We start from the raw sequence: 24732 nt of genomic DNA, 5'->3' as shown, positions 1-24732 counted from the left end.
TCAGCGGCCCTGGAACGTCGGCGCGTGGCCGGCCAGAAAGGCGTCGACGGCGGCGCGATGGTCGTCGGTTTCCATCGAAGCGGCCTCATAGGCGAAAGCGAGTTCCAGCACCGGGGCCGCCTGCGCGCGAAGGCCCGCGTTGACCGCGCGTTTCGTCCAGCGGATGGCGGCCAGCGCGCCGCCCGCGAGGCGGTCGGCGAAGGCGTCGACGGCGGCGTCGAGCTCGGCATCCGGCAGGCAGTGGTTGACGAGACCGAGTTCCATCGCTTTCCGCCCGGTCACCACGTCGCCGGTCATCAGATATTCCTTGGCCCGCGCCGGACCGAGCAGGGCGGGCCAGATCACCGCGCCTCCGTCGCCCGCGACCAGGCCCACGCGCACGTGCGGATCGGCGAATTTCGCGGTCTCGGAGGCGAAGATCACGTCGCAGAACAGCGCCAGCGTGGCGCCCAGCCCGATGGCGGGGCCGCGCACCTTGCCGATGATCGGCTTGTCGAGCTCGAGGATCGTGTAGAGGATCCGCCGACCTTCGCTGATCGCCGCCTTCCGCTCGGCCGGCTTCTCGCGCATCGCCTTCATCCACGCGATGTCGCCGCCGCCGCAGAAGGCGTCGCCCTCGCCCGTCAGGACGAGAACGTCGCTGTCTTCGTCGAGATCGGCTTCCTCCAGCGCGCGGATCAGCTCCTGATGCATCAGGCGGCTGACGGCGTTGCGCGCCTGCGGGGCGCTGAGGGCGATAGCCAGCACCCGGCCGCGCCGCGCGAACTTCAGGGTCTCGTAGGTCTCGAAATCCATTCGGGTCTCCCTCGCGTCGTCCGCCCCGCCGGTTCCGGCGCGCGGCTTCAGTCCATCATCTCGGCGTAGCGGGCGACATGCAGGTCCGCGTCGCCCAGCAGGCCGGCGTTCGCCATGATCCGGCGGTAGAGATGGCCGACCTTCAGCTCCTCGGTCATGCCCATGCCGCCGTGGAGCTGGATCGCCTGGCGGCCGACGAAGAGACCCGAGCGGGCGACATGCGCCTTGGTCGCGGCGATGCCCTTCGCGCGCGCGTCGGGCGGGCGACCGAGGGCGGCGAGGCCCTGGAAGATCATCGAGCGGGTCAGCTCCGTCTCCACCAGCATCTCGGCCATGCGGTGCTGGAGTGCCTGGAAATCGCCGATCGGCCGGCCGAACTGCTCCCGCGTCCTGAGGTAGTCGCGGGTCATCCACAGGGCCGCGTCCATCGCGCCCAGGATCTCGGCGCAGAGCGCCAGGCGGGCGTGGTCGCAGCCCAGCTCGATGGCCTCCAGCGCCCCGCCCGCCGGACCGATCAGCGCCTCGGCCGGCAGCCGGACGTCGGCGAGATCCAGGTCGGCGACGGCGCGACGGTCGACCAGCCGGTAGGGATGCAAAGACAGACCCTCGGTCTGCGCCGGCGTCTCGAACAGCGCCACGCCGGCGCGGTCGCCGGGCGCGCCCTCCAGGCGGGCGGCGACGAGGAAGGCGTCGGCGAGCGGGGCGCCGAGGACCAGGCTCTTGGTTCCGGTGAGCCGCCAGCCGTCCCCGTCGCGCTCGGCCCGGGTCTCAACCCAGTCGGGAGCGCCGCGCCCGGCGGTCTCGGTCACCGCGGGAACCAGGCGGCGCTCGCCGGAGACCAGCGCCTCGATGCGCGGCCGCGCGGCCTCGCCCGCCAGCGCCAGCAGGGTCCGCGGCGTCTGGACGGCGAGCGGGATCCAGGGCTCGACGACAAGCGCGCGGCCCACCGCCTCGCCCACGATCGCGGCTTCCGGAGCGCCGCCGCCGAAGCCGCCCTCCGCCTCCGACAGGGCGGCGCCCAGCCAGCCCAGCTCGGCGAAGACGGGCAACATCCCGGGGTCGGCGGACGAATGGGCGCGGACGACCGCGGTCTCGAAACCGTGCTCCGCGTCCATCCAGCGGTGCAGGCTGTCGGCGAGCGCGGTCTGATCGTCGGTCTGCTCGAAGTTCATGCTTCCCCCTTCGCTCACAGGCCCAGGATGGCCTTGGCAACGATGCCGCGCTGGATCTCGTTCGAGCCGCCGTAGATCGAGGCGGCCCTGCGGAAGATCGACCGGGCGGAAGCGCCGGCCGCCTCCTGCGGCGCCAGCGGCGGCCACAGACGGTCGTCCGCGCGCACCTGCGGCTGGTCGGGGTCGAGATGCATGGCGACGCCCATGTCGCCCAGCGCGTCGACGCAGAGATCCGCAACCCGCTGCGTCAGATCGTTGCCCCGCATCTTCAGGACCGAGGCGACCGAGCCGAGCCTCGGGTCCCGCTCTTCCATGTGCAGCACCCGCAGCACGGACCATTCGAGCGCGGTCAGATCGATCTCGAGCTGCGCGATCTTGGCGCGGAACACCGGATCCTCGATCAACGGCCGGCCGCGGGCGACGGCGGTGCGCGCGATGCGCTTCAACTGTTCCAGGTCGCGCCTGGTGTGCGGAGCCTCGGCCGAGGTGGTCCGCTCGTTGGTCAGCAGGAACTTGGCGTAGTCCCAGCCGCGGCCCTCTTCGCCCACGAGATTGGCGACGGGGACCCGCACCCCGTCGAAGAAGAACTGGTTCAGGGTCCAGCCGCCGTCGATGGATTCGATCGGCCGCTGGCTCACCCCCTCGCGCGACGTCTCGATCAGGATCATCGAGATGCCGCGCTGGGGCTTCACATTCGGATCGGTGCGAACCAGCACGATCAGCCAATCCGCATACTGGCCGTCGGTCGTCCAGATCTTGGAGCCGTCGACGACATACTCGTCCCCCTCCCGCCGGGCGCGGGTGCGCAGGCTGGCGAGGTCGGAGCCCGACCCGGGTTCGGAGAAGCCCTGCCCCCACCAGTCTTCGCCCCGGCGGATCCGAGGCAGAAGCTCCGCCTTCTGCGCCTGCGAGCCGAAGGTCCACAGAACCGGCGCCACCATCTCGGTCGCGATGCGGTCGACGGCGGGCGCGCGGGCGTGCTGAAGCTCCTGCGCGAAGATGAACTTGCGCAGGGGCGACCAGGGCCTGCCGCCATGCTCCACCGGCCAGGCGGGAACCGCCAGTCCCGCGTCGTCCAGGATCCTGATCCAGGCCCGGGCGTCGGCCTCGGCGGTGTCGAAGTCGGCGAGACGACGGGCCTTCATCTCCGCCGGCAGCAGGCGATCGATCGTCGCCCGGATCTCGGCGCGGAAGGCGTCGTCGTCGGGCGAGGGCGCGAAGTCCATGGGAAGGCGGCTCCTTGGGTCGTGAACGGGGCGGGCGCGGGCGGGCTCAGTCGAGCGGGACCTTGTCGTAGATCTCGGCCTTGGCGCGGGCGGCGTATTCGGCCCACTGGGCGTCGGTCCACTCGCCGTCGCCGCCGATCTCCTCGTAGATCGCGGTCCACTTCTCGACATTGGCGAACCAGGCGTCGGCGATCGCCTGCGGGTCCTTCACGCCGCGCTCGGCGGCGGAGGCCATCGCCGCCTGAACCTGCGCGCTGAAGGCGGCGTCGAGCGCCGCACGCAGTTCTGCGTCCGCCGGGACTGCCTCCATCCCCTTGTCGGCGAGCGCGATCCGCATCGCCTCGGACGAATCCGACAGCGTCTGACGGGCGCCGCGCGCGAGGTACTCTGCGCCCAGGTCCAGCCAGAGGCGCTTGTCCTCGGCCGAAAGGTCCGCCCACAGCTCGCCGTTGATCGTCAGGAGGCCATATCCGTGCACGGTGCCCATCGGAAAATCGGTCGTCACGGTGTCGGTCACGTCCCAGAACTGCATGCCGCGAAGGCTCGCGGCCCCGGAGGCGGTGCAGTCGACCTGGCCTCGCTGCAGACCCTCGTAGACCTCGGCGAAGGTGATGTTGACCGGCGTGCCGCCCAGGTTCTGGACCATGCGGGCGAGCGCGCCGGTGGCGCGGACCTTCAGACCGCGGAAATCGTCCAGGCTCGCGACGCTGCGGCCGTGGCAGATCAGGCTGAACGGCTCGGTCGACTGGTTCAGCACCACCTGGAAACCGACGCGCTCCATCTCCTCGCGGCATTCGGCGCAGTCGACCAGCAGCGTTTCGGCGGCGGCCGCGGCGGCCACCTGCTGGATCTTGCCGGGCATGTCCCCGACCAGGGCCACGGCCGGAGCGAGCGAGGGCGAGTAGTTGTAGACGATCCCGCCCGCGTCGACCGAGCCCTTCACGATCGCGTCCAGGGTCGAGGCGGCGGAGGCCAGCGCCCCGCCCGCGGTGATCGAGATGCTCTGGGCGCCCCCGCTGCGTTCCGAGAGATCGCGGGCGAACCCGCCCATCACCACCTCGACGTCGGGATGGGTGGACGGCAGGAAGGACGAATACACGACCTCTCCCGCCAGCGCCGGCGCCGCGGTCAGCGCCAGGCAGGCCGCCGCAGCCGATTTTGCGAATAGCTTGGTCACTTCGTCGTCTCCCTGCGTACGCATGACCGCGGCGCGTGCAGCGACCGGCCAGGCCAAGGCTTGTGCGGGCGTCATGCGCGCCGCGTCTCGAATTGCAGGAGCATCCAGTCGCCGTCAGGCCGGTCATCACGACCCGCGCGGCGTCCTCAGCCTCCTCCCTCGGCGCGTGGATTGAACCTTTGTGCGCCTGTTTGCTTGACCCGCACCCTATGAAGGCTTCCGCCCCGACGCCAGAGAAAAATTCGGTATCCCGTCGAATTTCCGGATTTAGGAAAAACTCGTACTGGCCGCTCACGGCTGGGGAGCAATTTTCACCAGCGATGCGGTCCTTGTTCACGCGTCAGTCGCAACGATCGCAGGGCCGACCCAGAACCATGCGGAACGCCGGGCCGCGGAGGAGGCGCGGAGCGACCAAGGCCAGGAGCAGACCTCCAACGCCGCCGAGACGCCGGTCTGCGAAAGGGTCCCGGGCCTCACGCCGTGAAACGAGCGGGACTCGTCGCGCGGGCCCTCCTCTGGGGCGTCGCCGCGACCCAGACGCCAGCCTTGCGGCTGGCGAGGACGTTGCCGCGACGGAGGCCGGGACAGGGCGATCTCGGCGCGGGCTGGAGCCGCATCGCGGGGTCAGACATCCGTTGCGTCCCGACCGCCGAGTTCGTGGAGGCGGCCGACCATGTACGCGTCGATGCGAGCGGCTGTGGGCGTTGCACGGCGGGTCGGACCGCGGTCAGTGCGGCACGGGCGGAACCCGCTCGGGATCGATCTTCAGGTCGATCAGCAGTGGACCGCGTCGGCGGCGAATCGCCTCCGACGCCATCGCGAGATCTTCCGGGCCTCGCACGGTGACGCCCTCGCCGCCGAGCGCGGCGGCGACGGGGGCGAAGTCGGGCCAGTCGAAGAGCGACGCGCCCGGGTCCATGTCCCGGTCACGGAACTGCACGTGCTCGGCGCCATAGCCGCCGTCGTTGCACAGGATCGTCACAAGATCGCAGCCATGACGCACCGCCGAGGCGAACTCTCCCAGGCCGCCCAGCATGAAGCCGCCGTCGCCGATGACCAGGACCGTGGTCCGCCCTTCGGCCGCGACCGCCGCCCCGATCGCCTCCGGCAGGCCCAGGCCGATGGCGCCGAAACCGCAGGCGTATACGAAATCGCGCGGATGGCGGACGTCGAACCAGCGCCAGGCCTCGCCCACGAATCGGCCGGCATCGGTGACCACGACCCGGTCCTCAGGCAAGGCTGCATCCAGCGCGCGCAGCGCCGCACGAAGGTCCACTGCGCCCGCGCGCGGGGGCGGCCCGCCCAGAGGTTCCGGACGCCATGCCGAAAGCGACGCGCCCAGTTCGTCGCTGCGGAACCCCGAGGCGGGGATCTCAGCCGCGTCCAGCCAATGGATGAGAAGGCGCGCGACCTCGGCGGGATCGCCGAGCAGAGCCGCTTCCGGCGCGCGGCGGGCGCCGATCTCGGGCCCGTGCGCGTCGACTTGCACCAGCCGCTTGCCTCTCAGAAGCGCCCCCTGCCCCGTCGTGAACTGATTGAGGCTGGCGCCGAACGCGATCACGCAGTCGGCCCGCCCGATCGCATCCATGGCAGGCGGTGTGGACAGCGTTCCGAAGATGCCGAGGTCGAAGGGCTCGCCACGGAACAGGTTTCGCCCGCGGAGGGTGGTTGCAAGCGGCGCGCCGATTCGTTCCGCAAGCGCGAGCATGGCCTGGCGATGCGCGGCCCCGGTCGCGCCGCGGCCGGCCAGCAGGATCGGCGCGCGAGCGGCGGCGAGGATGCCGACGGCCTTGTCCAGCTCGTCCCCCTCGGCGGGAACGAAGGCTGCGGGAGCGAGATAGTCCGACGCCGGGGCCTGCGGACCCGCATCCTGCCACATGAACTCCGCCGGCATGTTGAGCACGACCGGGCGCCAGTCGCGGCGCGCCACGCGGAACGCCTCCGCCAGATCGGCCTCGACGGTTCCGGGGGTTCGCAGCTGCACGAAGCCTGCGCCGGTCGCCAGCGCCAGCGCACGCTGGTCGATGCCCTGCAGGTGATCGCGCGCCGCGACCGGCGTGTCGCCGGCCAGCAGCACCATCGGGACCCGCGCCTTCACGCCCTCGGCGAGAGCCGTCAGCGCATTGGTCAGGGCCGGGCCGTGGGTCACGGTCGCCATGCCGACCCCGCCCGCGACCTGGGCCCAGCCCAAGGCCATCAGCGTCGCCGCGGCCTCGGAGGCGGCCGACACGTAGCGCCCGTCGAAGCGGCGGACATACGCGTCCACCATGAAAAGGTTCGCATCCCCGATCAAGCCGAACAGCGGCGCGCCGCGCACGGCCAGCGCCTTGGCGATCGCCTCGTGGACTTTCATCTGCCGTTCCTTTCCTCGAGAGCGTCGATGCCGCTAAAATTTCCTATATCCGTAATCACTCCGTCATTATGAATCAATGAGCCTGCATCGCGATTGACAGCCGCGGCAAGGCAGGTCCAGATGGCGCTTCCCCGACCCCAAAGCGGATCCGCGCCCTTGGACGTCTTAGTCGAACCCGATCCTGTCCAGCGGATCGCCCGGGCCACGACGCCGCTGGCGGAGCTTGCGATCGAAGGGCGGACGATTCCGGCCATCGTGACCGCCGCGCTGGTGATCGAGCATTTCTGCGAAACCCGCCCGCGCGCGCGGATGACCGAGATCGCGCGGCGTCTGGAGCTTCCGCCGAGCTCCTGCTTTTCGATCCTCAAGACCCTGGTCGAAGAGCGTATCCTTTCCTTCGACGCGGCGACGAAGACCTATGCGCTCGACTACGGACTGGCTGCGATCGGCCGGAAATACCTGACGCCCGGGGGCGCGTTGCGGGCGGTCGATCCGATCCTCGACGAACTGGCGCGACGGCACGCCGCGACGCTCGTGATCTGGCGCCGTGCCGCGCGCCACATGGTGGTGGTCGACCGTTGGGAGAACAGTTCGCCTTCGCAACTGCACGTCGACGTCGGCGCGCGGCTGCCGCTTCTGGCCGGCGCCATGGGCCGAGCGATGGCTGCGTTCGGCGGCTTGAAGCCTCACGAGATCTCGCGCCACTTCGCCCGCGTCCGGTGGGAAACGCCGATCGCCTTCGACGCATGGCTCGCGGAAGTGGACCTTGTGCGCGAGCGCGGATGGGCAGAAGACAACGGCCGTCTGTCAGCCGGGATCTCGACCGTCTCGGTGGGCGTTCGGGCGCTGGATGGACGGGTCGACGCCGTGCTGAGCGCCACCGCCTTCCATGGCCAGCACGATGCCGAAAGACGCAGCGCCATCGCGGTCGAACTTCTGAAGATCGGCGCATTGCTGGGCGATCTCCGGATCGGGGGCGGGTTCTGAGAGACGGCATGAGGAACACGAGCACGGACGCGATGGATGCGGCTTCCGCGGCGGAGCCGCCGAGAGACAGACGCGAGGGCGGGGTGGCGTCGCTGCGAAAGGCGGCCGCGGTGCTTCGGCTGCTGGGTGGATCGCGCCTGCCACGCCAGATCTCGGATATCGCGCGGGAAACGGGGATGACCCCGAGTTCGTGCCACGATGTCGTTTCGACGCTGGCGCGCATCGGGCTTGTCCAGCCGAGCGCGTCAGGTCGGACCTGGGAGATCGGCGCCCGCTTCACGAAGCTCGCCACGCAGGCTTTGGGCGACCCCGAGCGGCTCGGCCCGGCGCGGCCCGCGCTTATCGCGATCGCGGACCGCTGGAATGCCAACCTGGGGGTCATGCGCGGTTTCGGCCCGACGCGCGCAATCTCGACCTGCATCATCGAAAGCACCGCGGCGATCCGCCTGCGGATGCCGGTCGGCTACGAGCTGCCGCTGTTCGGCGGCGTGGTGGGGCGGATCTTCGCCGCCTGGGGCGACGTCGCAGACCCTGCGGAGCGCCGACTGCGGATCGCGGAGGCTGGGTTCTCCGACAAGGAGGCCCTCATCTCGTTCGAGCGGCGCTGCGCCGAGGACCGGGCGCAGGGCTGGGTTCATGGCGAAGCGCAATGGGTGGCGGGCGTCGGCGTGGTCGCGGCCCCCATGCTGGACCCGCAGGGCGGACTGATCGGCGCAATGTCGCTCGCCATGTTCGGACGCAGCTTCCGCGAGGCGCCTTTGCAAGCCCTGGCGGAGGACGTTCAGGAGGCCGCCGCGCTGGGGGCTCTCCGCCTCGGCCCTGCCGACTGACCGACAGACGCCGACCGCGGGCGCCGCTCCCCGCTCCGCTGCGCATAGGCGGCGCCGAACTGGAGCTTCCAGCGACGCACCGCCTCTTAGGAGACGTCGATGCTCCGCTCGGCAAGCAGGTCCTCGACATCGCGGCAGCTCACGGCGAAACGGAGGTAAAGCCAAACCGCGTGCTGGATGATGGCCGGCGGAGGGCGATGTCGGGCGTAGGAGATGCGGCGCATGCCCGAGCCTAAAGAATCGCGATTCGGGCCGCCATCCAGTTTGCGTGTCAAAGCCGTCTGGACTGCATGCGCCAGCGCCAGCCCCAGCAGCCGGCCGCTGAGGTCATGTCCCTGTACGTGGTGTAGCTGGCGTCCGGCCTGACGGCCTCGGCAGCGCCGAGCTGGTCAGTCACCCTGCGCGGCAGGGAGTGTGACGAGGGGGTCATCGCCGACGGGGGCGAGGATTTCCAGCGTCATGTAGCGGGATCGCTGCACGGCCCATTGCTCGGTCTGCTCCATGAGGATCGCACCGACGAGGCGGCGGATCGCGGCCTCGTTGGGGAAGATCTCGACGACGTCGGTGCGCCGCTTGATCTCGCCGTTCAGGCGCTCGATCGGGTTCGTCGAGTGCAGCTTCGCGCGGTGCTGCGCCGGGAAGGTCATGTAGGCCAGCACGTCCTCCCCCGCGGCGTCCATGAGCGTGGCGAGCTTCGGCAGCTTGGGCCGCATCTGGTAGGCGACGCGCCTCCACTGGACGCTGGCGGCGGCATGGTCGGGCTGGGCGAAGGCGGTGGCGATGAAAGCCGAGACCACGCGCCGGCTGCTCTTGCCGGCGTGGGCGAGGGCGTTCCTCTGGAAATGCACCCCGCATCGCCGCCAGGTCGTGGACAGCCCCCGGGCCGTGGCGGCCGTGATGCCCTCGTGCGCGTCGCTGATCACCAGCTTCACGCCGCTCAGGCCCCGGCGCACGAGGTCGCGCAGGACCTCCGTCCAGACCGGCTCCGCCTCGGACGCGCCGATGTCCATGCCGAGACCCTCGCGCCGGCCGTCCATGTCGACGCCGAGCGCGAGCGTGACCGCGACGGAGACGATGCGCCCGCCCTGGCGCACCTTCAGTCAGGTCGCGTCGATCCAGAGACAGGGCCATTCGCCCTCGATCGGCCGGGTCAGGAAGGCGTCGACGCGCTCGTCGATCTCTTCGCACAGCCGGCTGACCTGGCTCTTCGAGATCCCGGTCCCGCCCATGGCCTGCACGAGGTCGTCCATGGCCCGCGTGGAGACGCCGCTCACGGAGGCCTCCTGGATGACGGCCGTCAGCGCCTTCTCCACGGCCCTGCACGGCTCCAGGAATGATGGAAGCAGGAGCCGGCGCGGAGCTTCGGGATGCGCAGCTCCGCATTCCCGGCGCGGGTCTGCCAGTCTCGATCTCGGTAGCTATTGCGCTGCGCCAGCCGGTCGGCGGACTTCTCGCCGTAGTCGGCGCCCGTCTTCGCGCCGACCTCGAGCTCCATCAGCCGCTCGGTCGCGAAGCCGATCATCTCACGCAGCACGTCCGCGTCCGCGCTCTTCTCCACCAACGCGCGCAGGTCCATCATGGGTTTGGTCATCGGGGTCGTTCCGCGGTTCAGGTTGGCTTAGCAACCCGACCTTGCCGAGGTCCTCGATGACCGCCCCGAGCTACACCACGTCCAGGGACACGACCACGCTGACCGAGGCGGGCGCCGGCGCGCGCGTCCTCTCCTCCAATTTCCGACGAAGGACGGCGGCGTCCCGCTCGTCCAGCCGCTCCAGCTCCGCGGCCTGGCCCGAGGCGGCCGAGCCACCGCCTCGCCGCCTCGCCTCATCGTCCGCTCGGGCCTCGGCCTCCGCCCGCCTGAGCTGGTCGACGGTCTTTCCGTCGGCGCCCTTGTAGCTCTCGACCGCCAGCCCCTTCTTCCACAGCCTGTTCGGCGCCGCGTGGGTGGTGTGGACCTGCCAGCCGAGCGTCTACGAGAGCGCCTCGACGCACGCGCTCCCGGCGCCGAGATCCTCTCCACCAGCCGCGCCTGCTTCGTGCCCGGTCGGAAGAGCGCCAGCGGCGCGGGTTCAGATCTCCGAGTTTGGCTCAGCGCTTCCTCTCGCCTCACGCCGCCGCCTACAACCATTTCAACATCAAGCGTCACCTGGTCGCCCGCCGAGCGATGAAGAAGCTCCGAGCAGACGCCTTCGCAGCTCAGCGCGAGGTCGCCGCAGCTTGAGGCGCCGAAGCGTTGGCGTACCGGGGCATCGTTCGACACCGTGAGAGCGCCCTCGAGGCGCCCTAGGTCAGCACAATGCGGCCGGTCACCTGGCCTTCCTCGAGCCTCCGCATCGCCTCGTTGGCCTCGTCCTTGGCCATCCGCTCGACCGGCACCGGGGCCAGCTTTCCCTCGTTGGCGAGCTTGATCACCGCTTCGAGGTCCTTCATGCCGCCGGTCATCGAGCCGACGATGGTGCGCGCGCGGAAGATCATCATCGCGGTCGAGAGCATGAAGTCCCCCCCGCCGACGCCCACCAGGATCAGCTTGCCGCCGCGGCCGAGCATCTCGAGCCCCGCCTCGGCGGTCCGGCCGGTGTTCACGAAGTCGATCACCACCCGGGGCGGGCCGCCGGCGGCCTCGTGCACCTGCGCGAGCTGGTCGGGGCCCGCGGCGATGAAGGCCGTCGCGCCGGCGTCGAGCGCGGCCTGGCGCTTCGCCTCGTTCACGTCGGTCATCAGGACGTTGGTCCAGCCCAGCGCGTGCAGCATCAACAGCGCCGCGAAGCCGAGGCCGCCTGCGCCGAGCAGCAGGATCGGGGCGTCCTTCTCGACCTCGGCCATCTTCGAGATCGCGCCGTAGACTGTGATCGCCGAGCAGGGGAAGGTCGCGGCCACCGCCGGATCGACGGTCCCGTAGTCGAACAGGTAGCGCGGGTGGGGCAGCAGGACGTGGCTGCCGAAGCCGCCGTGATGGATCACGCCGATGGCGTGGGGCTTGTCGCAGAGGTTCTCGTCCCCCGCGAGGCAGGTCGGGCATTCGCCGCAGCCCATCCAGGGATAGATCACGCGGCTGTCGCCGACCTGGACCCCTTCCGCGTCGGGGCCGACGGCGACGACCTCGCCCAGCACCTCGTGGCCCGGCGCGCGCGGCAGGGTCACGCCGCGGTCCATGATGTTCAGCCGCCTGCCCCCGCCCAGGTCGTAGCCGCCGTGCCAGAGATGCAGGTCCGAATGGCACACGCCCGCATGGGTGACCTTGACCAGGACCTCGCTTCCCTTGGGGGCGGGGTCGGGCTCCTCGATCTTCTGAAGGGGCTTGCCCGGTTCTACGATGGCCCACAGTTGCATGACTTTCCTCCGGTTTCTTTCAGCCCGCGCCGCGGTCACTTCGACAGCGAGGGCAGGAACAAGACGATGGCCGGGAAGACCATCAGCAGGATCACCACCACGACATCGGCGATCAGGAACCGCGAGACGCCCTGGAAGATGCGCCCCAGCCCGATGCGGTCGCCGACCACGTTCTTGATGACGAAGACGTTCAGCCCGATGGGCGGCGTGATCATCCCGATCTCCAGCAGCTTGGCGAGGATCACGCCGAACCACAGCAGGTCCATCCCGGTCGCCCGCGCCACCGGCAGCAGGATCGGCAGGGTCAGAAGCATCGCCCCCAGCGGGTCGAGGAACATGCCCAGCACCAGATAGAGCAGCACGATCCCCGTCAGCAGCAGCGCCCGGTCGCCGGCCACCTGCGCGATGCCCTCGGCGATGTAGTCGTCGGCCCCGCTCAGGGTCACGAACCGTCCCAGCAGGTTGGCGCCGATGGCGATCACGAAGATCGCGGCCGAGGTCGTGAAGCTCTCGACCAGGGATCGGCGGAACCGGGGCCAGGTCAGTTGCCGGGAGCCCGCCGCGATCAGCGTGCACAGGACCGCGCCGACCGCCCCGGCCTCGGTCGGAGTGAAGATGCCGGCGAAGAGCCCGCCGAAGACCAGGATCGCCAGCAGCAGCGTCGGCGTGACGCGAACCAGCACCCGCAGCCGCTCGCCCAGCGAATGACGCTCGGCCACGGCCGGGGCCACCTCGGGGCGCAGGCTCGCCCAGATCACCACCACCGCGCAGTAGCCGACCGCCGTCAGCACGCCGGCGCCGACGCCGCCGAGGAACAGGTGGCTGATCGGCGCCTGCGCGATGATCCCGTAGAGGATCAGCAGGATCGAGGGCGGGATCAGCGCGCCGATGGTGCCGGCCGCGGCGACCGCGCCGGTCGCAAGCCGGTCGTCGTAGCCCGCGCGCATCATCTCGGGGACCGCGATCCGCCCCATCGCCGCCGCGCAGGCCACCGACGAGCCGGTGACCGAGGCGAACCCCGCCGCGCCGAAGATGCTCGCCACCGCCAGCCCGCCGGGCAACCGCGCGAGCCAGACCCGCGCCGCCTGGAACAGGCCGCGGGTGATGCCGGTGTGATAGGCTAGAAAGCCCATCATCAGGAACATCGGCACCGAGCTGAGCTGCCAGTTGGCCGCGAAGCTGAAGGGGATCGCCTTCAGCGCGCCCACCGCGGGCCGCCAGCCGAACAGCCACCAGATGCCGATGAAGGGCACGGCGACCAGCGCCGCCCCGATCGGCAGGCGCAGGGCGATCAGGACCAGCAGGACGCCGATCAGCAGGACGCCGACCTGGGGATCAGTCATGGGCCGCCCCTCCCGTCGTCGCGTCGGGCCAGTCGTCCTCGGCGTCGACGGCGAGCGGGGGCAGCGGCTCGCCCGCGACATAGGCCGCGAACTTCAGCAGCAGCATGACCGACAGCAGCCCGTAGCCGATCGGCAGCGCGAAGTAGCCGAACCAGATCGGGATGGTCAGCCCGCCCTCGATGATGAAGGCGCCCAGCCGCCATTTCGAGACCGCCTCCAGCCAGGTGGCGTAGGCGGTCACCGCGAAGATCACGGCGGTCACGGGATAGGTGCAGCCGTAGAGATGCCGGCGCAGGCCCGCGGGGAAGGTCTCGGTCAGGACCTCGACCGAGATATGTCCGTCCAGCCGCTCCACGAAGGCCAGCGGCAGGCAGACCAGGAACACCATGTACCAGTTGGCCACGAAGATGATCGTGCCGCTCAGCGGCAGGTCGAGAAAGGCGCGGCACACGACTTCGAGCGTCACGTGGATCATCATCGCCACGATGCAGAGCGAGGCGACGACGGCGGTCAGGCGGGCGGCTCCGTCGAGGAGCATGCGGATCAGGGTCATGTCGGGGCTGCGAAGCGGGGCCGACCGGCGCCCGTCGTCCTTGTCGGAACGGACGGGCGCCGGCCGCGCGCCTCAGTCCATCGCGTAGGTCTTGGGATCGACCTTCGACAGGACCTCGGTCCAGTAGAGTTCGGCGAGCGCCTCGGCGTCGCCCTCCCCGATCTCCGCGGTCAGGCCCTTCCACTTCTCCATCAGGGCGGAGAAGGTCTCGATCTTGGCGTCGACGTCGGCGAGCTTGAACTTGTCGCGGAACTGCTCGGCGATGGTCGCGAGGTCGTCTTCGACGAAGCCCTCGGTCGCGGCCTTCAGGCTGTCGTCGCCGTCGAGGATCTCGATCCCCTTCGCCTTCGCCGCGACCAGCCCCTCGGCGTCGTCCTCGGCATAGGCGAAGACGGCCGAGGCCGCGAGCGTGGCGCCGGCCTCGAGAACCGCGGCGCGCTGCGCCTCGTCGAGGTCCAGCCAGACGTCGCGGTTGAAGTTGGCCGCGCCCAGCCCCGGGAAGGTGCCCCCGGGCGCGTTCAGGGTGACATGGGTCGAGACGTCGACATACTGGCCGCCGATCAGGTCGCCGAGCGGGCTCATCGTGCAGTCCACCACGCCCTGGCTCATCGCGTCGTAGGTCTCGTTGCCCGGCGCCGAGACCGACGAGCCGCCCAGCGCCTCGGCCCAGCGGGCGTAGTTGGCGGCGCCGGCGCGGAACTTGCCGCCCTTCACGTCCCCGGCCGAGGCGATCGGCTTGGTGCACAGCAGCCGGTAGGGCGTGGTCGAGGCCCCGGCGATGTAGACCTGGTTGTTGGCCTTCATCTGCTCCAGACAGTCGGGGCAGTTGAGGAGCGTGTATTCCATCGAGGCGCCGGCCGCGGCCGCGCCGGGCATCGGGACCTGCGTTCCGGTCGTCGCCAGCATCGACAGGTTCGCCGCGAGGTTCACCTCCGAGAACTCGACCGGGTGGTAGGGGAAGACGACGAAGCCCACGTCTGCCAGCCCGTCGCGCACGCCGCCCGCCGTCTCGGCCAGCGTCAGCAGCGACATGGGGTAGACCTTGCCGTCCAGCCCCGCGGTGGAGCCGAGCGTCTCGGCGAACGCCACGAGCGGCTCGTAGGCGGCGTAGACCTCCGGCAGCCCGAGCGCGATGCGCAGGTCCGCGGCCTGGGCTGAGGTCGCGCCCAGCAGGGCGACGGCGAGCGCCGCGGCCGCGGGGGTCCGGGCGGCCCGCCCGATGATGGTGTGGGTCATCTCATCCTCCCTGTCCGCGAGGCGGGTCCCGGGCCTCTACGCGCCCGGTTCGTCCTGCCTCGCCACGTCCCGACCGCCACGGCGGGCGGAACCTGACGGCGATATTGCATCTGTTTTAATTGTCAGTCCATTAAATAATTTCAGTGGCCGGGCCAAGCGTTTCGCCGTCGGCCGTCATGCCGCAGAGCGCGGGGGCGACGACCAGCACGCTCTTGCCGACGTGGCGGCGGGCGAGGATGTCGGCATAGCCCTCCCGCGCCGCCTCGAACGGGTAGACCTGCCCCACATGCGGCTCCAGCCGCCCCTCGGCGACCGCCGCAAACATGCGCTCGAACGAGGCGAGGCCCCGCCCGCCGGTGGTCTCGATGGCCAGCCGCGCCTCGACCCCGATCACCGAGATCATCTTCATCAGCAGCACGTTGGTGCGCGCCACCGCCCATTCGCCGGAGGTGAAGCCGACCGTCAGCACCCGGCCCCCCGGCGCGATGCAGCGCAGCGACTGCTCGAAGACCGCTCCGCCGACGGGATCGACGAAGACGTCCGCGCCGCGCCCGTCGGTCAGCGCCTTGACCGTGGCGCGCAGGTCCTGGTCGCGCAGGTTGATCACATGGTCCGCGCCCAGCGCCGCGACCTGCGCCAGCCGCGCGTCGTCGCCGCCGGTCGCGATCACCCGCGCGCCGAGCGCCTTGCCGACCGAGACGGCGGCGACCCCGATTCCCCCGGTCGCGCCGTGCACCACGAGCGTCTCGCCCGCGCGCAGCGCGCCGCGGTCGACCAGCGCGTTCCACGCGGTCCAGAAGTTCATCGGAAACGCCGCCGCCTCGATCAGGCCCATGCCGACCGGAGCGGGGAAGACATACGTCTCGGGCAGCGTCGCCACCTGGCCCAGCCCGCCGCCGGCGAGCTCGAACGAGAAGGCCGAGACCCGGTCCCCGACGCGGACGCGGCCCACGCCCTCGCCCACGGCCGCGACCACGCCCGACATCTCGCTGACCGGGATGTAGGGCAGCGGCGGGGTCTTCTGGTAGGTTCCCTTCAGCACCAGCGTCTCGCCGAAGGCGAGGCCGGCGGCGGCGACCCGGATCTGGACCTCGCCCGGCCCCGGCTGCGGCTCGGGCATCTCCTCGATCGCCATGACGTAGGGATCGCGGAATTCCCGGCAGACCCAGGCCTTCATGCGCCCGCTCCCTTTCCGGACGCGCCCGCGGCCCGGTCGATCTCCGAGAGCACCTCGTCGGTATGCTCGCCCAGCGCGGGCGCGTGACGGCGATGGCTGGCGGGGCTGGCCGAGAACGCGACCGGGTGGCGCGGCGCCCGGTAGGGGCCGCACAGCGGGTGATCGTGATCGACCAGCGCGCCGGTCGCGCGGATCACGGGATCCTCGGCGATGGTCTCGGCGGTGTTGATCGGGGCGAAGACGGCGTCCTCCGCCTCCAGCCGCGCGAGCCATTCGGCGGTCGGGCGGGCGGCCAGCGCCTCGGCGAAGATCGCGTTCAGCTCGGCCGCGTTGCGGAACCGCCCGCCGATCTGGTCGAAGCGCGGATCCTCGATGCACCAGGGTATGTCGAGCGCGCGGCAGCAGCCGGCGAACTCCGGGTTCGAGACGTGACCCACCAGGATATGGCCGTCGAGCGTGGCATAGACGTACTGCACCCCCGCCAGCGTGCCGCCCGCGGTGACGCCCGGGCCGCGCAGGGTGGCGGCGGGCATCGACTCCGGCCACAGGAACGACAGGGCCGAGGACAGCATGTCCACCTTCAGGTGCTGCCCCTCGCCCCCGCGGCGCAGCCGGTGCAGCAGCGCCGCGGTCACCCCCTGCCAGACCACCATCGAGGCGATCTTGTCGGTGACCGCGTTCTGCACCGTGCGCGGCTCTCCGGTCACCCGGTCGGCCTGGATCGCGCAGAACCCGGCGAGCCCCTGGCTGACGATGTCGTAGACCCGCCGGCCGCGGACCGAAGGATCCTCGCCCAGGCCGCTGATCGAGACGTAGACCAGCCCCGGGTTGGCCTCGCGCAGCGCCGCGTAGCCCAGGCCCAGCCGCTCCATCACCCCGGGACGGTAGTTCTGCACCACCACGTCCGCGCGCTCGGCCAGCGCCCGGGCGCGGGCCTGCCCCTCGGGGCTGCGAAGGTCCAGCACGACCGAGCGCTTGTTGCGGTTGATGTTGAGGAACATCGTCGCCATGCCGGCGACCCCGTCGCGGTTGGCGCCGATCTGGCGCGACTGGTCGCCGCCCGGGGCCTCGATCTTCACCACGTCCGCGCCCTGGTCGGCGAGCAGCATGGTCGCGAAGGGACCCGAGAGGGTCGAGCAGAATTCCAGCACCCGAAAGCCCGCGAGCGGGCCGTCCTGCGGAGCGTCCATGGCATCCTCCCTTGGAAAGGGCGCGCCGCGGGTCTTCCCGCCCGCGCTGCGCGCCGAGGCTTCAGACAGGTCCGGTGGAGGCGATCTCCCCCGGGCCGCCATCCAGGCCGACGAAGCGGCGGCCCCACGCGGCGAGCCCGCGGATCGGGCGCCCTGGCATTATTACATTCAATGGTATTACTAATAAATCGCCCGCGCAACACGCCTCGCCCTCGGGCGGCGGCATTGGCACGCTGCCGTGGGCGGGGTATCGACAGGGGCGGTCCGAGGCGCCGACGCGCCATGGCGACGACCGCGGAAGGCGTCCCGGCGCCGTCGTTCCAGGAGGGCTGTTTGGTCAAGCTGAACCCGATCGCCGTGTCCCGCCCGGCGGAGCAGCTGGCGAACTCGCTCAAGGAGCGGATCGTCGAGGGGGCGATTCCGCAGGGCCACAGCTTCAAGGAACAGGAGCTGGTGGACCTGTCGGGCCTCAGCCGCAGCTCGGTGCGCGAGGCGATGCGGCTGCTGGAAAGCTGGGGGCTGGTGGAGAGCCGGCGGGGCCGCAACGGCGGCTACGTCGCCACCCGCGGCGGGATCGAACCGCTGGCCGCCTCGCTCGACATCTACATGCGCAGCGGCGAGGCCGAGGTCGCCGAGCTGATGGAGATCCTGGAGATCATCGAGCCGGGCCTCGCGGCGCTGGCCGCGCGGCGACGCACGGAGGCGGATCTCGCGGCGATGCGCGCGGCGCTGGCGGAGCTGGCAAGCGAGACCGACTCCGACCGCTTCGTGCGCAAGAACCACGCCTGGCACATGGCCCTGGCCCGCGCCAGCCGCAACGCCGTGCTGGGCGCGGTGCACGAGGCGCTCGGCCCCGCCCTGATCGACCCGCGGCTGGAGGGCTTCGCCGACGCCGGCATCCGCAGCCAGGTGCTGCACATCGCGCGACGGATCATCGAGGCGATCGAGGCCGGGGACGCGGAGGCGGCCCGCCGCCGCATGGCCCGCCACGTCACCGCCTATCGCGAGACGGTCGAGGCGCGGCTGCGCGGCTGAGCGCCTCAGGCCACGCCCGCGACCACGCCGTCGCGGAAGAACGCCGCGCGCTCGGCCGCGTCGAAGCCCAGCCCCTCGAGGATCTCCGCCCCGTCGCGTCCGAGCGCGGGCGCGCTCTGCGCGGGCGCGGCGCCGGGAGGCAGGCGAAGCAGCGGGCCGGGGACCCGGACGCGGCCGAGATCGGGCGTCTCGACCTCCCGCAGCCAGCCGCCCCGCGCCAGGTCGGGGTCGGCGGCGACCTCGTCGAGCGGACGGATCGCGGCGGCGGGGATGCCGGTCTCGCGGCCGATGCGGATCCAGGTCTCGGTGTCCCGGGACAACAGGATCTCCGCCAGCGCGGCGTAGAGCTCGGCGACCTCCGCGTTGCGGCGCACGGGATCGACGACCCGGGGATGCTCGGCCAGCTCCGGCGCCCCGGCGGCGCGCAGGAAGGCCTGCCAGTCGCGTTTCGTGTAGGGGGTCAGCGCGACGTATCCGTCCCGGGTGCGGAACGGACGGCGGTGTGGGGTCAGCAGGCGGCCATAGCCGGCGGGCCCGGCCGGGGCGCGGTCGGGGAAGGCCGCGGCGCCCATGTGTTCGAGCAGCACGAAGGCCGACATCGTCTCGGCCATCGGGATCTCGACGGCCATGCCCTGCCCCGTCGTCTCGCGCTGGTAGAGGCCGGCGAGGATCGCCTGGCCCATCACCAGCCCGCAGACCTTGTCGGCCATCACGCTGGGCACGTAGCGGGGCGCGTCTCCGGCGCGCCCGAACAGGTCCGCGAGGCCCGAGGCCGCCTGGATCACGTCGTCAACCGCCGGGTCGTCCGCCCGCGGCCCGTCCTGCGCGAAGCCGGAGGCGGAGCAGTGGATCAGCCGCGGGTTGGCCGCCGTCATCGTCGCCGCGTCCAGCCCCAGCGCCCGCGCCGAGGCGGGGCGCATGTTGTGCACCGCGACGTCCGCCCAGGCCGTCAGGCGACGCAGGATCTCCTGCGCGCCCGGGGCCTTCAGGTCGAGCGCGATCGACTTCTTGCCCCCGTTCAGCGCCATGTAGATCGAGCCCATGCCCGGCGCGGGCACCGCGGCGGAATGGCGGATGCCGTCGCCCGCCGGCCCCTCGACCTTCACCACCTCGGCCCCGAGATCGGCGAGGCAGCGCGTGGCCAGCGGCCCCAGCACGATGGCGGTGAAGTCCAGCACCCGCACCCCCGCGAGCGGACGCGCCGGCGAGGGGCGGGGCGACGCCTCCGCCTCCCCCACGCCCGCAACCGCCGCGCTCATGCCGGCACGAACCCGTCGGGGCCGAGGGGGGGCGAGTAGATCACCAGCACCTTCGCCGGCACGTCGCCGGTGACGTCGAACAGGTGCGGCGTGCCCGGGGGGATCCGCACCATGTCGCCGGCGGCCAGCGGACGGCGCGGCTCGTCCCCGATCTCCAGCTCGGCGGTTCCGTCGAGCATGTAGATCACCTGCCACTCGCTCCGGTGCAGGTGGCGCGAGGCGGAGCCGCCCGGCGCCAGCGTGCCATGCGCCATCTCGAACCCCGCGCCGAGATCGGCGGGCAGCAGGCGCCGGTTCACGGTGCCCTCGTGCAGGGGCGGGGAGTAGGGCTCGAGGTCCTCGAGGGAGACCACGTATCGGGAGTCGGTCATCGGGTCAGTTTCCAGCTTGCGAGAGGCTCGGCAGCCAGGTCGCGATCGCGGGGAATGCGACGAGCAGGACCAGCAGGACCAGCTCCGCCGCGACGAAGGGAACCACGCCGCGCGCCACGGTCGCGACCGGCACGCGGGAAGAGCCGCTGACGATGAAGAGGTTCAGGCCGACCGGCGGCGTCAGCAGACCGATCTCGGCGGTCTTGACCACCAGCACGCCCAGCCAGATCTCGTCGTAGCCCAGGCCCGTCAGCAGCGGATGCACCAGCGGCAGGGTGATGATCAGGATCGCGATCTGGTCGAGGAAGATCCCCAGCACCAGCAGCACCGCGATCACCAGCAGCAGCACCGGCAGCGGGCCGAGGCCCGACTCCTGCACCGCCTGCAGCAGCGCCTGCGGCGTGCCCGACAGCGACAGGAACACCGCGAAGACCGAGCTGAAGGCGATGATCGCGAGGATCATGGCCGAGCTGCGGGTCGCCCGTCCCAGCGCCCCGACGATCGCCGCGCGGTCCATGCGCATCATCGCGAAGCCGATGGCGAAGGCGAAGAGCGCGCCCAGCGCCCCGACCTCGGTCGGGGTGGCGATGCCCGAGTAGATCATCACCAGCATCGCCGCGAGCAGCACGATCATCGGCAGCGCCGGCAGGCTGGCGCGCACCCGGCGGCCCATCGGCTGGCGCGGCTGCACCCCCACGTCCGACTTGCGCAGCACCCGCCAGATCACCAGCCCGTAGGCCAGCGCCGTCATCAGCCCCGGCACGACGCCCGCGATCAGCAGTTTGCCGACCGAGACCTCGGTGAGGATGCCGTAGAAGATCAGCGCGATGGAGGGCGGGATCATGATGGACAAGGTCCCCACCGCCGCCAGCGCGCCGGTCGAGAACGCCTCCCCGTAGCCGTATTTGCGCAGCTCGGGATAGATCGCCGAGCTGAGCGTCGCCGCCGCGGCCGAGGACGAGCCGCAGGCCGCCGCCAGCATGGTGCCCCCGAAGACGGCGGCATAGGCGAGCCCGCCGCGCAGGTGCCCCAGCCAGCCGTTGGCGGCGCGGAACAGGTCGCCGGTGATCCGGGTCGCGCCCATCACCTCGGCCATCAGCACGAACATCGGGAAGGTGGTCAGGGTGTAGCTGGCCGCCGCCTGGTAGGGCGAGGTCTTCAGCACGCCCAGCGCGACATGCCAGCCGCCCTCCCACCACAGCCCCACGATGCCCGCCACGAACATCGCGAAACTGACCGGCATGGCCAGGAAGATCAGCCCGAACAGAAGGGCGATGACGAGGGCGGCGGTCATATCGCCTCCGTCCCGTGCGGATCCCCGGCCCCCGGCGGCGCCTCCGCCGGCGACGGCGCGACCACCTCGTAGGCGAGCCGCACGCACAGCAGCGCGATGCCGACCGGCGCCCAGACGTAGCTGAGGTAGAGCGGCCACTGCACCAGCCCGAAGCTGGTCTCGCGGGCCGCGAACTTCTCCGCCGCCTCGGGCACGCAGACCCACAGCAGCATCCCGAAGGCCCCCAGCGCCAGCGCCATGGTCAGGCGATGCACCGCCCGGCCGGGGATCCGCTCCAGCACCGGCGCCAACAGCTCCATGCGCACCTGCCCGCCGGTGGCGAGACTGCGCGCCAGCGGCAGGAAGGCGATCAGCACCATCAGGTAGAGCTCGGAGAACTCGTAGGCGCCCTGCAGCGGGGCGCCCATGAAGCGGCCGATCGCGTCGACCGAGATCGTGATCATCATCACGATCAGGCACAGGGCCGCCACGCCGTCGCCGGCGCGCTCGACCCTGTCCAGGATGCGGCCGAAGCTCATCAGGCGCCGCACTCTTTCGCGGCGGCCTCGATGGAGCCGTCCGCGCGCATCTTCTCCTGCGTGGCCTGGAACACGTCGAGCATCCGCGAGCCGGGGATGCCGCGCTCGTCCATGGTCGCGCGCCAGTCGGCCGACACGCTCTCGAGCGCCGAGGCGAACTGGGCCTGGGTGGCCTCGTCCAGCTCGTAGACGGTCTTGCCCATGCCCTCGAGCTCCGCGATCGTGGCCTGCTCGTTCTTCGCGAGCGCGCAGGCGGTGGCGAAGCCCGCGGCGTCCCCGGCTTCCTCGAGCAGGGCCTGCTGCTCGGGCGTCAGGCTCTGCCAGACGTCCTCGTTGATGAAGCCCATGAAGGCGACGCCGCCCAGCGCGGCGTTGGAGGTGTAGGAGTTGGTCACCTCCTCCAGCTTGTAGGACTTGAGCACCGACAGCGAGTAGATCGCCGCGTCCAGCGTCCCGCGCTCGAGCGCCACGTAGAGGTCCGGGGCGGGCATCCGCACCGGGGTCATGCCCAGCGCCGAGGCGACCAGCTCGGCCGTCGCGCCGGCGACCCGGGCCTTGACGCCCGAAAGGTCCTCGATCCCCGCGATCGGCTCGTCGCGGGTCAGCAGCAGCTGATACTGCGGCGTGACGATGACCCACAGCGGCCGGATGCCGGCCTTCCTGAACTCCGCCTCGTTCAGCTCGGTCTTCATCATGTGCTGGATCGGCACGTAGCCGTCGAAGCTGTCGCCATAGAGCTGCGGCAGCTCCATCATCGTGGACAGCGGCAGACGCTCGGGCACGTAGGAGATGCCCACGACCGCGATCTCGGCGATCCGGTCCTTCACCACGTCGAGCTGGGCGGTCGGCTTGCCGAGCTGGCCGGCGGGAAAGTGCCTGATGGTCAGGTCCGCGTCCGGGTTCGCGGCGATCGTGTCGAAGAAGGCCTGGGTGCCCTGCGTCGTGATCGTGTGCTGCACCGGAAACTGGTCCGAGAGCTTCAGCTCGGTGGCCTGCGCGGCGCCGGCCCCGGCGATCAGGACCGCGGCGGCCGCGATGGTCTTGGTGGTGGTCATGGTGTCTCCTCCCTTTGTCGCCCGCCTTGCGCGGGCCGCTTCAGCCGTTCTCCGACGGCAGCCAAAGTCCCAGTCCGTCCAGGATCTCGTCGATCGGCTGGTCGATGACCTGCCGGAACACTCCGCCCGGATAGCGGTGCCGCCCGCCCCCCAGGACCCGCCCCTCGGCGTCGGTGAACAGCCGCGCCACCGACACGATCGGCGAGGCCGGCGGGGTTTCGAGCAGGCCCGCGTCCTCGTGCGACGCGGCGCCCACGGTGACGATCTGCCGCCCGCGCGCGCAGCGCGGCTCGGCCTTGGTCATCAGCAGCAGGCCGACCTTGAACTGCCCGTCGATGCCCTCGGGCAGCGACCGGTAGGCTTCGGTCGCGAAATAGAAGTCGACCAGGCAGACCGGCCGCCCCCCGCCGAGGTGCAGGCGGCGCAGGAACACGTAGTCGGGAAAGCAGGGCCGCCCCTCGGCGATGTCGGGGGGGAAGGCCGCGCCCTCGGTCTTCTCCAGGACCCGCACCTCCTGCGAGGGCCCCACGATCCAGGCGTCGAAGTAGCCCTGGTCGAGCCCGGGCGGCTCCCCCGGCGCGCCCGCCTCGGCCGCGACGAAGGTGCCGCGCCCCTGGCGGGCGTGGATCAGCCCCTGCTTCGACAGCACCCCCAGCGCGGAGCGCACGGTGGCGGGCGAGACGTCGAAGCTCTCGGCCATCTGCACCACCGTCGGCAGCCTCTGGCCCGGCGTCCACTCGCCGCTGGCGATGCGTCGCCAGAGCTCGTTCGCAAGCCGCCCGTAGGCCGTCAGTCCGTCCTGCACCACGCCGTCGCTCCGCCCTCTCAATTGATACGTTAGTTGGGATCATTATCTCAATCAAGTCAAGCGGCGAGGGGAATAACCGGGGCGGGGCCTCAGAAGCCGACGTTCTTCGGCCCCTTGGTCTGCAGCATCGCGCGCGCCTCGTCCGGCGTGGCGATCGGCAGGCTGAGCTCCTCGAGGATGCGGCGGATCTTGGCGACCTGCTGGGCGTTGCTCTCGGCCATCTGGCCCTTGCCGATGAACAAGCTGTCTTCGAGCCCCACCCGGCAGTTGCCGCCCAGGATCGCGCCCATCGTGACGAACGGCATCTGGTGGCGCCCGGCGGCGAGGATCGAGAGGTAATAGTCCTCGCCGAACAGGCGGTCGGCGGTGGACTTCATGTGCATCAGGTTCTCGGGCTCCGGCCCGATGCCGCCGAGGATGCCGAAGATCGACTGCACGAAGAACGGCGGCTCGACCAGGCCGCGGTCGGCGAAATGGGCGAGGTTGTAGAGGTGCCCGACGTCGTAGCACTCGTATTCGAAGCGGGTGCCGAAGTCCTTCAGCCGCCGGATCGCGGCGTCCATCTGGGTGAAGGTGTTGGACAGGATGAAGTCCTTGGTCATCCCCAGATATTCGGGCTCCCAGTCGTGCTTGAACTCGGCGATCCGGCCGGCGGCGCCGGAGATGTTGAAGTTCAGGCTGCCCATGTTCATCGAGGCGATCTCGGGCTGGGCCCAGGTCGCGGCGGCGAGCCGCTCGTCCATGGTCATGCCCAGGCCGCCGCCGGTGGTGATGTTGATGATCGCGTCGCAACGCTCGCGGATCTGGGGCAGGAACTTCTTGAACAGCTCCGGGTCCTGGCTGGGCCTGCCCGTCTCGGGCTCGCGGGCGTGCAGGTGGACGATGGCGGCCCCCGCCTCGGCCGCGCCGATGGCGGCCTCGGCGATCTGGTCGGCGGTGATCGGCAGGGCCTCCGACATCGAGGGCGTGTGGATCGAGCCGGTGATGGCGCAGCTGACGATCACCTTTTCGGCGCGTTTCATG

At 71.0% G+C, this 24732-nt stretch carries 22 protein-coding genes and 2 pseudogenes; 4 read left to right on the top strand and 20 right to left on the bottom strand.

The window, feature by feature from the left end; all coding sequences use genetic code 11:
- From AAC134_RS05740 to AAC134_RS05720, 5 genes are all read right to left on the bottom strand, one after another.
- On the bottom strand, window positions 1–795 hold the full coding sequence (locus tag AAC134_RS05740) for an enoyl-CoA hydratase-related protein (RefSeq protein ID WP_339948106.1): 795 nt from the start codon (window positions 793–795) through the stop codon (window positions 1–3).
- A gap of 47 nt (window positions 796–842) precedes the next feature.
- On the bottom strand, window positions 843–1967 hold the full coding sequence (locus AAC134_RS05735) for an acyl-CoA dehydrogenase (RefSeq protein ID WP_339948105.1): 1125 nt from the start codon (window positions 1965–1967) through the stop codon (window positions 843–845).
- 14 nt (window positions 1968–1981) lie between these two features.
- Window positions 1982–3193 (bottom strand): acyl-CoA dehydrogenase family protein, encoded by a 1212-nt coding sequence (locus AAC134_RS05730; protein WP_339948104.1) that lies wholly within the window; start codon window positions 3191–3193, stop codon window positions 1982–1984.
- Between the two features lie 46 nt (window positions 3194–3239).
- The gene (gene dctP / locus AAC134_RS05725; protein ID WP_339948103.1) at window positions 3240–4370 is read right to left on the bottom strand and encodes a TRAP transporter substrate-binding protein DctP; all 1131 of its coding nucleotides are present in this window, start codon (window positions 4368–4370) and stop codon (window positions 3240–3242) included.
- A 727-nt stretch (window positions 4371–5097) separates the two neighbouring features.
- Window positions 5098–6723 carry a thiamine pyrophosphate-binding protein gene (locus AAC134_RS05720; protein WP_339948102.1) on the bottom strand — a complete coding sequence of 542 codons (1626 nt, stop codon included), beginning with the start codon at window positions 6721–6723 and terminating at the stop codon, window positions 5098–5100.
- Between the two features lie 156 nt (window positions 6724–6879).
- On the opposite strand from AAC134_RS05720, the gene AAC134_RS05715 reads away from it, so the two are divergent.
- Both AAC134_RS05715 and AAC134_RS05710 read left to right on the top strand, forming a co-directional pair.
- On the top strand, window positions 6880–7710 hold the full coding sequence (locus tag AAC134_RS05715; protein WP_339948101.1) for a helix-turn-helix domain-containing protein: 831 nt from the start codon (window positions 6880–6882) through the stop codon (window positions 7708–7710).
- An 8-nt stretch (window positions 7711–7718) separates the two neighbouring features.
- The gene (locus AAC134_RS05710) at window positions 7719–8540 is read left to right on the top strand and encodes a helix-turn-helix domain-containing protein (protein ID WP_339948100.1); all 822 of its coding nucleotides are present in this window, start codon (window positions 7719–7721) and stop codon (window positions 8538–8540) included.
- A gap of 89 nt (window positions 8541–8629) precedes the next feature.
- Here the strand turns inward: AAC134_RS05710 and AAC134_RS05705 are convergent.
- Both AAC134_RS05705 and AAC134_RS05700 read right to left on the bottom strand, forming a co-directional pair.
- Window positions 8630–8764, bottom strand: a pseudogene (locus AAC134_RS05705) (IS6 family transposase); the annotation flags it as partial.
- A 165-nt stretch (window positions 8765–8929) separates the two neighbouring features.
- Window positions 8930–10131, bottom strand: a pseudogene (locus AAC134_RS05700) (IS256 family transposase).
- Between the two features lie 492 nt (window positions 10132–10623).
- Here AAC134_RS05700 and AAC134_RS05695 point away from each other — a divergent pair.
- Window positions 10624–10761 (top strand): hypothetical protein, encoded by a 138-nt coding sequence (locus AAC134_RS05695; RefSeq protein ID WP_339948099.1) that lies wholly within the window; start codon window positions 10624–10626, stop codon window positions 10759–10761.
- Window positions 10762–10823: 62 nt separating this feature from the next.
- Here AAC134_RS05695 and AAC134_RS05690 read toward each other — a convergent pair whose 3' ends face one another.
- The 6 genes from AAC134_RS05690 to AAC134_RS05665 form a co-directional block, all read right to left on the bottom strand.
- A complete protein-coding gene (locus AAC134_RS05690) occupies window positions 10824–11870 on the bottom strand; it encodes an alcohol dehydrogenase (protein WP_339948098.1) in 1047 nt (348 codons plus the stop codon).
- A gap of 35 nt (window positions 11871–11905) precedes the next feature.
- Window positions 11906–13213, bottom strand: coding sequence for a TRAP transporter large permease (locus AAC134_RS05685; protein WP_339948097.1), 1308 nt, complete (start codon window positions 13211–13213; stop codon window positions 11906–11908).
- On the bottom strand, window positions 13206–13766 hold the full coding sequence (locus AAC134_RS05680; RefSeq protein ID WP_339948096.1) for a TRAP transporter small permease: 561 nt from the start codon (window positions 13764–13766) through the stop codon (window positions 13206–13208). Before AAC134_RS05680 ends, AAC134_RS05685 begins: the two co-directional genes overlap by 8 nt.
- Window positions 13767–13838: 72 nt before the next feature.
- Window positions 13839–15002, bottom strand: a complete 1164-nt coding sequence (locus AAC134_RS05675) for a C4-dicarboxylate TRAP transporter substrate-binding protein (protein WP_339948095.1) — start codon at window positions 15000–15002, stop codon at window positions 13839–13841.
- Window positions 15003–15132: 130 nt separating this feature from the next.
- Window positions 15133–16179 carry an NADPH:quinone oxidoreductase family protein gene (locus AAC134_RS05670; protein ID WP_339948094.1) on the bottom strand — a complete coding sequence of 349 codons (1047 nt, stop codon included), beginning with the start codon at window positions 16177–16179 and terminating at the stop codon, window positions 15133–15135.
- Entirely contained in the window at window positions 16176–17369 is a 1194-nt protein-coding gene (locus tag AAC134_RS05665) for a CoA transferase (RefSeq protein ID WP_339948093.1), read from the bottom strand. The genes AAC134_RS05670 and AAC134_RS05665 overlap by 4 nt, the downstream gene beginning before the upstream one ends.
- A 282-nt stretch (window positions 17370–17651) precedes the next feature.
- Here AAC134_RS05665 and AAC134_RS05660 point away from each other — a divergent pair, with 282 nt between their 5' ends.
- Window positions 17652–18404, top strand: coding sequence for an FCD domain-containing protein (locus AAC134_RS05660; protein ID WP_339948092.1), 753 nt, complete (start codon window positions 17652–17654; stop codon window positions 18402–18404).
- A 5-nt stretch (window positions 18405–18409) separates the two neighbouring features.
- Here AAC134_RS05660 and AAC134_RS05655 read toward each other — a convergent pair whose 3' ends face one another.
- From AAC134_RS05655 to AAC134_RS05625, 7 genes are all read right to left on the bottom strand, one after another.
- A complete protein-coding gene (locus AAC134_RS05655; protein ID WP_339948091.1) occupies window positions 18410–19663 on the bottom strand; it encodes a CoA transferase in 1254 nt (417 codons plus the stop codon).
- On the bottom strand, window positions 19660–20034 hold the full coding sequence (locus AAC134_RS05650) for a cupin domain-containing protein (protein WP_339948090.1): 375 nt from the start codon (window positions 20032–20034) through the stop codon (window positions 19660–19662). The genes AAC134_RS05655 and AAC134_RS05650 overlap by 4 nt, the downstream gene beginning before the upstream one ends.
- A gap of 4 nt (window positions 20035–20038) precedes the next feature.
- Complete coding sequence (locus AAC134_RS05645; protein WP_339948089.1) at window positions 20039–21328, bottom strand: TRAP transporter large permease; 1290 nt, start codon at window positions 21326–21328, stop codon at window positions 20039–20041.
- On the bottom strand, window positions 21325–21846 hold the full coding sequence (locus AAC134_RS05640; RefSeq protein ID WP_339948088.1) for a TRAP transporter small permease: 522 nt from the start codon (window positions 21844–21846) through the stop codon (window positions 21325–21327). Before AAC134_RS05640 ends, AAC134_RS05645 begins: the two co-directional genes overlap by 4 nt.
- Window positions 21846–22901: a TRAP transporter substrate-binding protein DctP gene (gene dctP, locus AAC134_RS05635; RefSeq protein ID WP_339948087.1), complete on the bottom strand. Its 1056-nt coding sequence runs from the start codon at window positions 22899–22901 to the stop codon at window positions 21846–21848. The genes AAC134_RS05640 and dctP (AAC134_RS05635) overlap by 1 nt, the downstream gene beginning before the upstream one ends.
- A 40-nt stretch (window positions 22902–22941) precedes the next feature.
- Window positions 22942–23706 carry a GntR family transcriptional regulator gene (locus AAC134_RS05630; RefSeq protein ID WP_339948086.1) on the bottom strand — a complete coding sequence of 255 codons (765 nt, stop codon included), beginning with the start codon at window positions 23704–23706 and terminating at the stop codon, window positions 22942–22944.
- 92 nt (window positions 23707–23798) lie between these two features.
- Window positions 23799–24731 (bottom strand): 3-keto-5-aminohexanoate cleavage protein, encoded by a 933-nt coding sequence (locus tag AAC134_RS05625; protein ID WP_339948085.1) that lies wholly within the window; start codon window positions 24729–24731, stop codon window positions 23799–23801.
- Window position 24732 lies beyond the last annotated feature (1 nt).

It is taken from the genome of uncultured Albimonas sp., from assembly GCF_963977235.1.
Classification (GTDB): Bacteria; Pseudomonadota; Alphaproteobacteria; order Rhodobacterales; family Rhodobacteraceae; genus Albimonas.
This window is presented reverse-complemented; position numbering and strand designations above follow the sequence as displayed.

Coding starts and splice junctions, on each gene's coding strand:
- AAC134_RS05650 (WP_339948090.1), bottom strand. CDS start 20,034: ATGACCGACTCCCGATACGTGGTCTCCCTCGAGGACCTCGAGCCCTAC.
- AAC134_RS05640 (WP_339948088.1), bottom strand. CDS start 21,846: ATGAGCTTCGGCCGCATCCTGGACAGGGTCGAGCGCGCCGGCGACGGC.
- AAC134_RS05670 (WP_339948094.1), bottom strand. CDS start 16,179: ATGAAGGCCTGGGTCTGCCGGGAATTCCGCGATCCCTACGTCATGGCG.
- AAC134_RS05710 (WP_339948100.1), top strand. CDS start 7,719: ATGAGGAACACGAGCACGGACGCGATGGATGCGGCTTCCGCGGCGGAG.
- AAC134_RS05655 (WP_339948091.1), bottom strand. CDS start 19,663: ATGAGCGCGGCGGTTGCGGGCGTGGGGGAGGCGGAGGCGTCGCCCCGC.
- AAC134_RS05730 (WP_339948104.1), bottom strand. CDS start 3,193: ATGGACTTCGCGCCCTCGCCCGACGACGACGCCTTCCGCGCCGAGATC.
- dctP (WP_339948087.1), bottom strand. CDS start 22,901: ATGACCACCACCAAGACCATCGCGGCCGCCGCGGTCCTGATCGCCGGG.
- AAC134_RS05690 (WP_339948098.1), bottom strand. CDS start 11,870: ATGCAACTGTGGGCCATCGTAGAACCGGGCAAGCCCCTTCAGAAGATC.
- AAC134_RS05685 (WP_339948097.1), bottom strand. CDS start 13,213: ATGACTGATCCCCAGGTCGGCGTCCTGCTGATCGGCGTCCTGCTGGTC.
- AAC134_RS05645 (WP_339948089.1), bottom strand. CDS start 21,328: ATGACCGCCGCCCTCGTCATCGCCCTTCTGTTCGGGCTGATCTTCCTG.
- AAC134_RS05720 (WP_339948102.1), bottom strand. CDS start 6,723: ATGAAAGTCCACGAGGCGATCGCCAAGGCGCTGGCCGTGCGCGGCGCG.
- AAC134_RS05680 (WP_339948096.1), bottom strand. CDS start 13,766: ATGACCCTGATCCGCATGCTCCTCGACGGAGCCGCCCGCCTGACCGCC.
- AAC134_RS05735 (WP_339948105.1), bottom strand. CDS start 1,967: ATGAACTTCGAGCAGACCGACGATCAGACCGCGCTCGCCGACAGCCTG.
- AAC134_RS05675 (WP_339948095.1), bottom strand. CDS start 15,002: ATGACCCACACCATCATCGGGCGGGCCGCCCGGACCCCCGCGGCCGCG.
- AAC134_RS05625 (WP_339948085.1), bottom strand. CDS start 24,731: ATGAAACGCGCCGAAAAGGTGATCGTCAGCTGCGCCATCACCGGCTCG.
- AAC134_RS05740 (WP_339948106.1), bottom strand. CDS start 795: ATGGATTTCGAGACCTACGAGACCCTGAAGTTCGCGCGGCGCGGCCGG.
- AAC134_RS05660 (WP_339948092.1), top strand. CDS start 17,652: ATGGCGACGACCGCGGAAGGCGTCCCGGCGCCGTCGTTCCAGGAGGGC.
- AAC134_RS05665 (WP_339948093.1), bottom strand. CDS start 17,369: ATGGACGCTCCGCAGGACGGCCCGCTCGCGGGCTTTCGGGTGCTGGAA.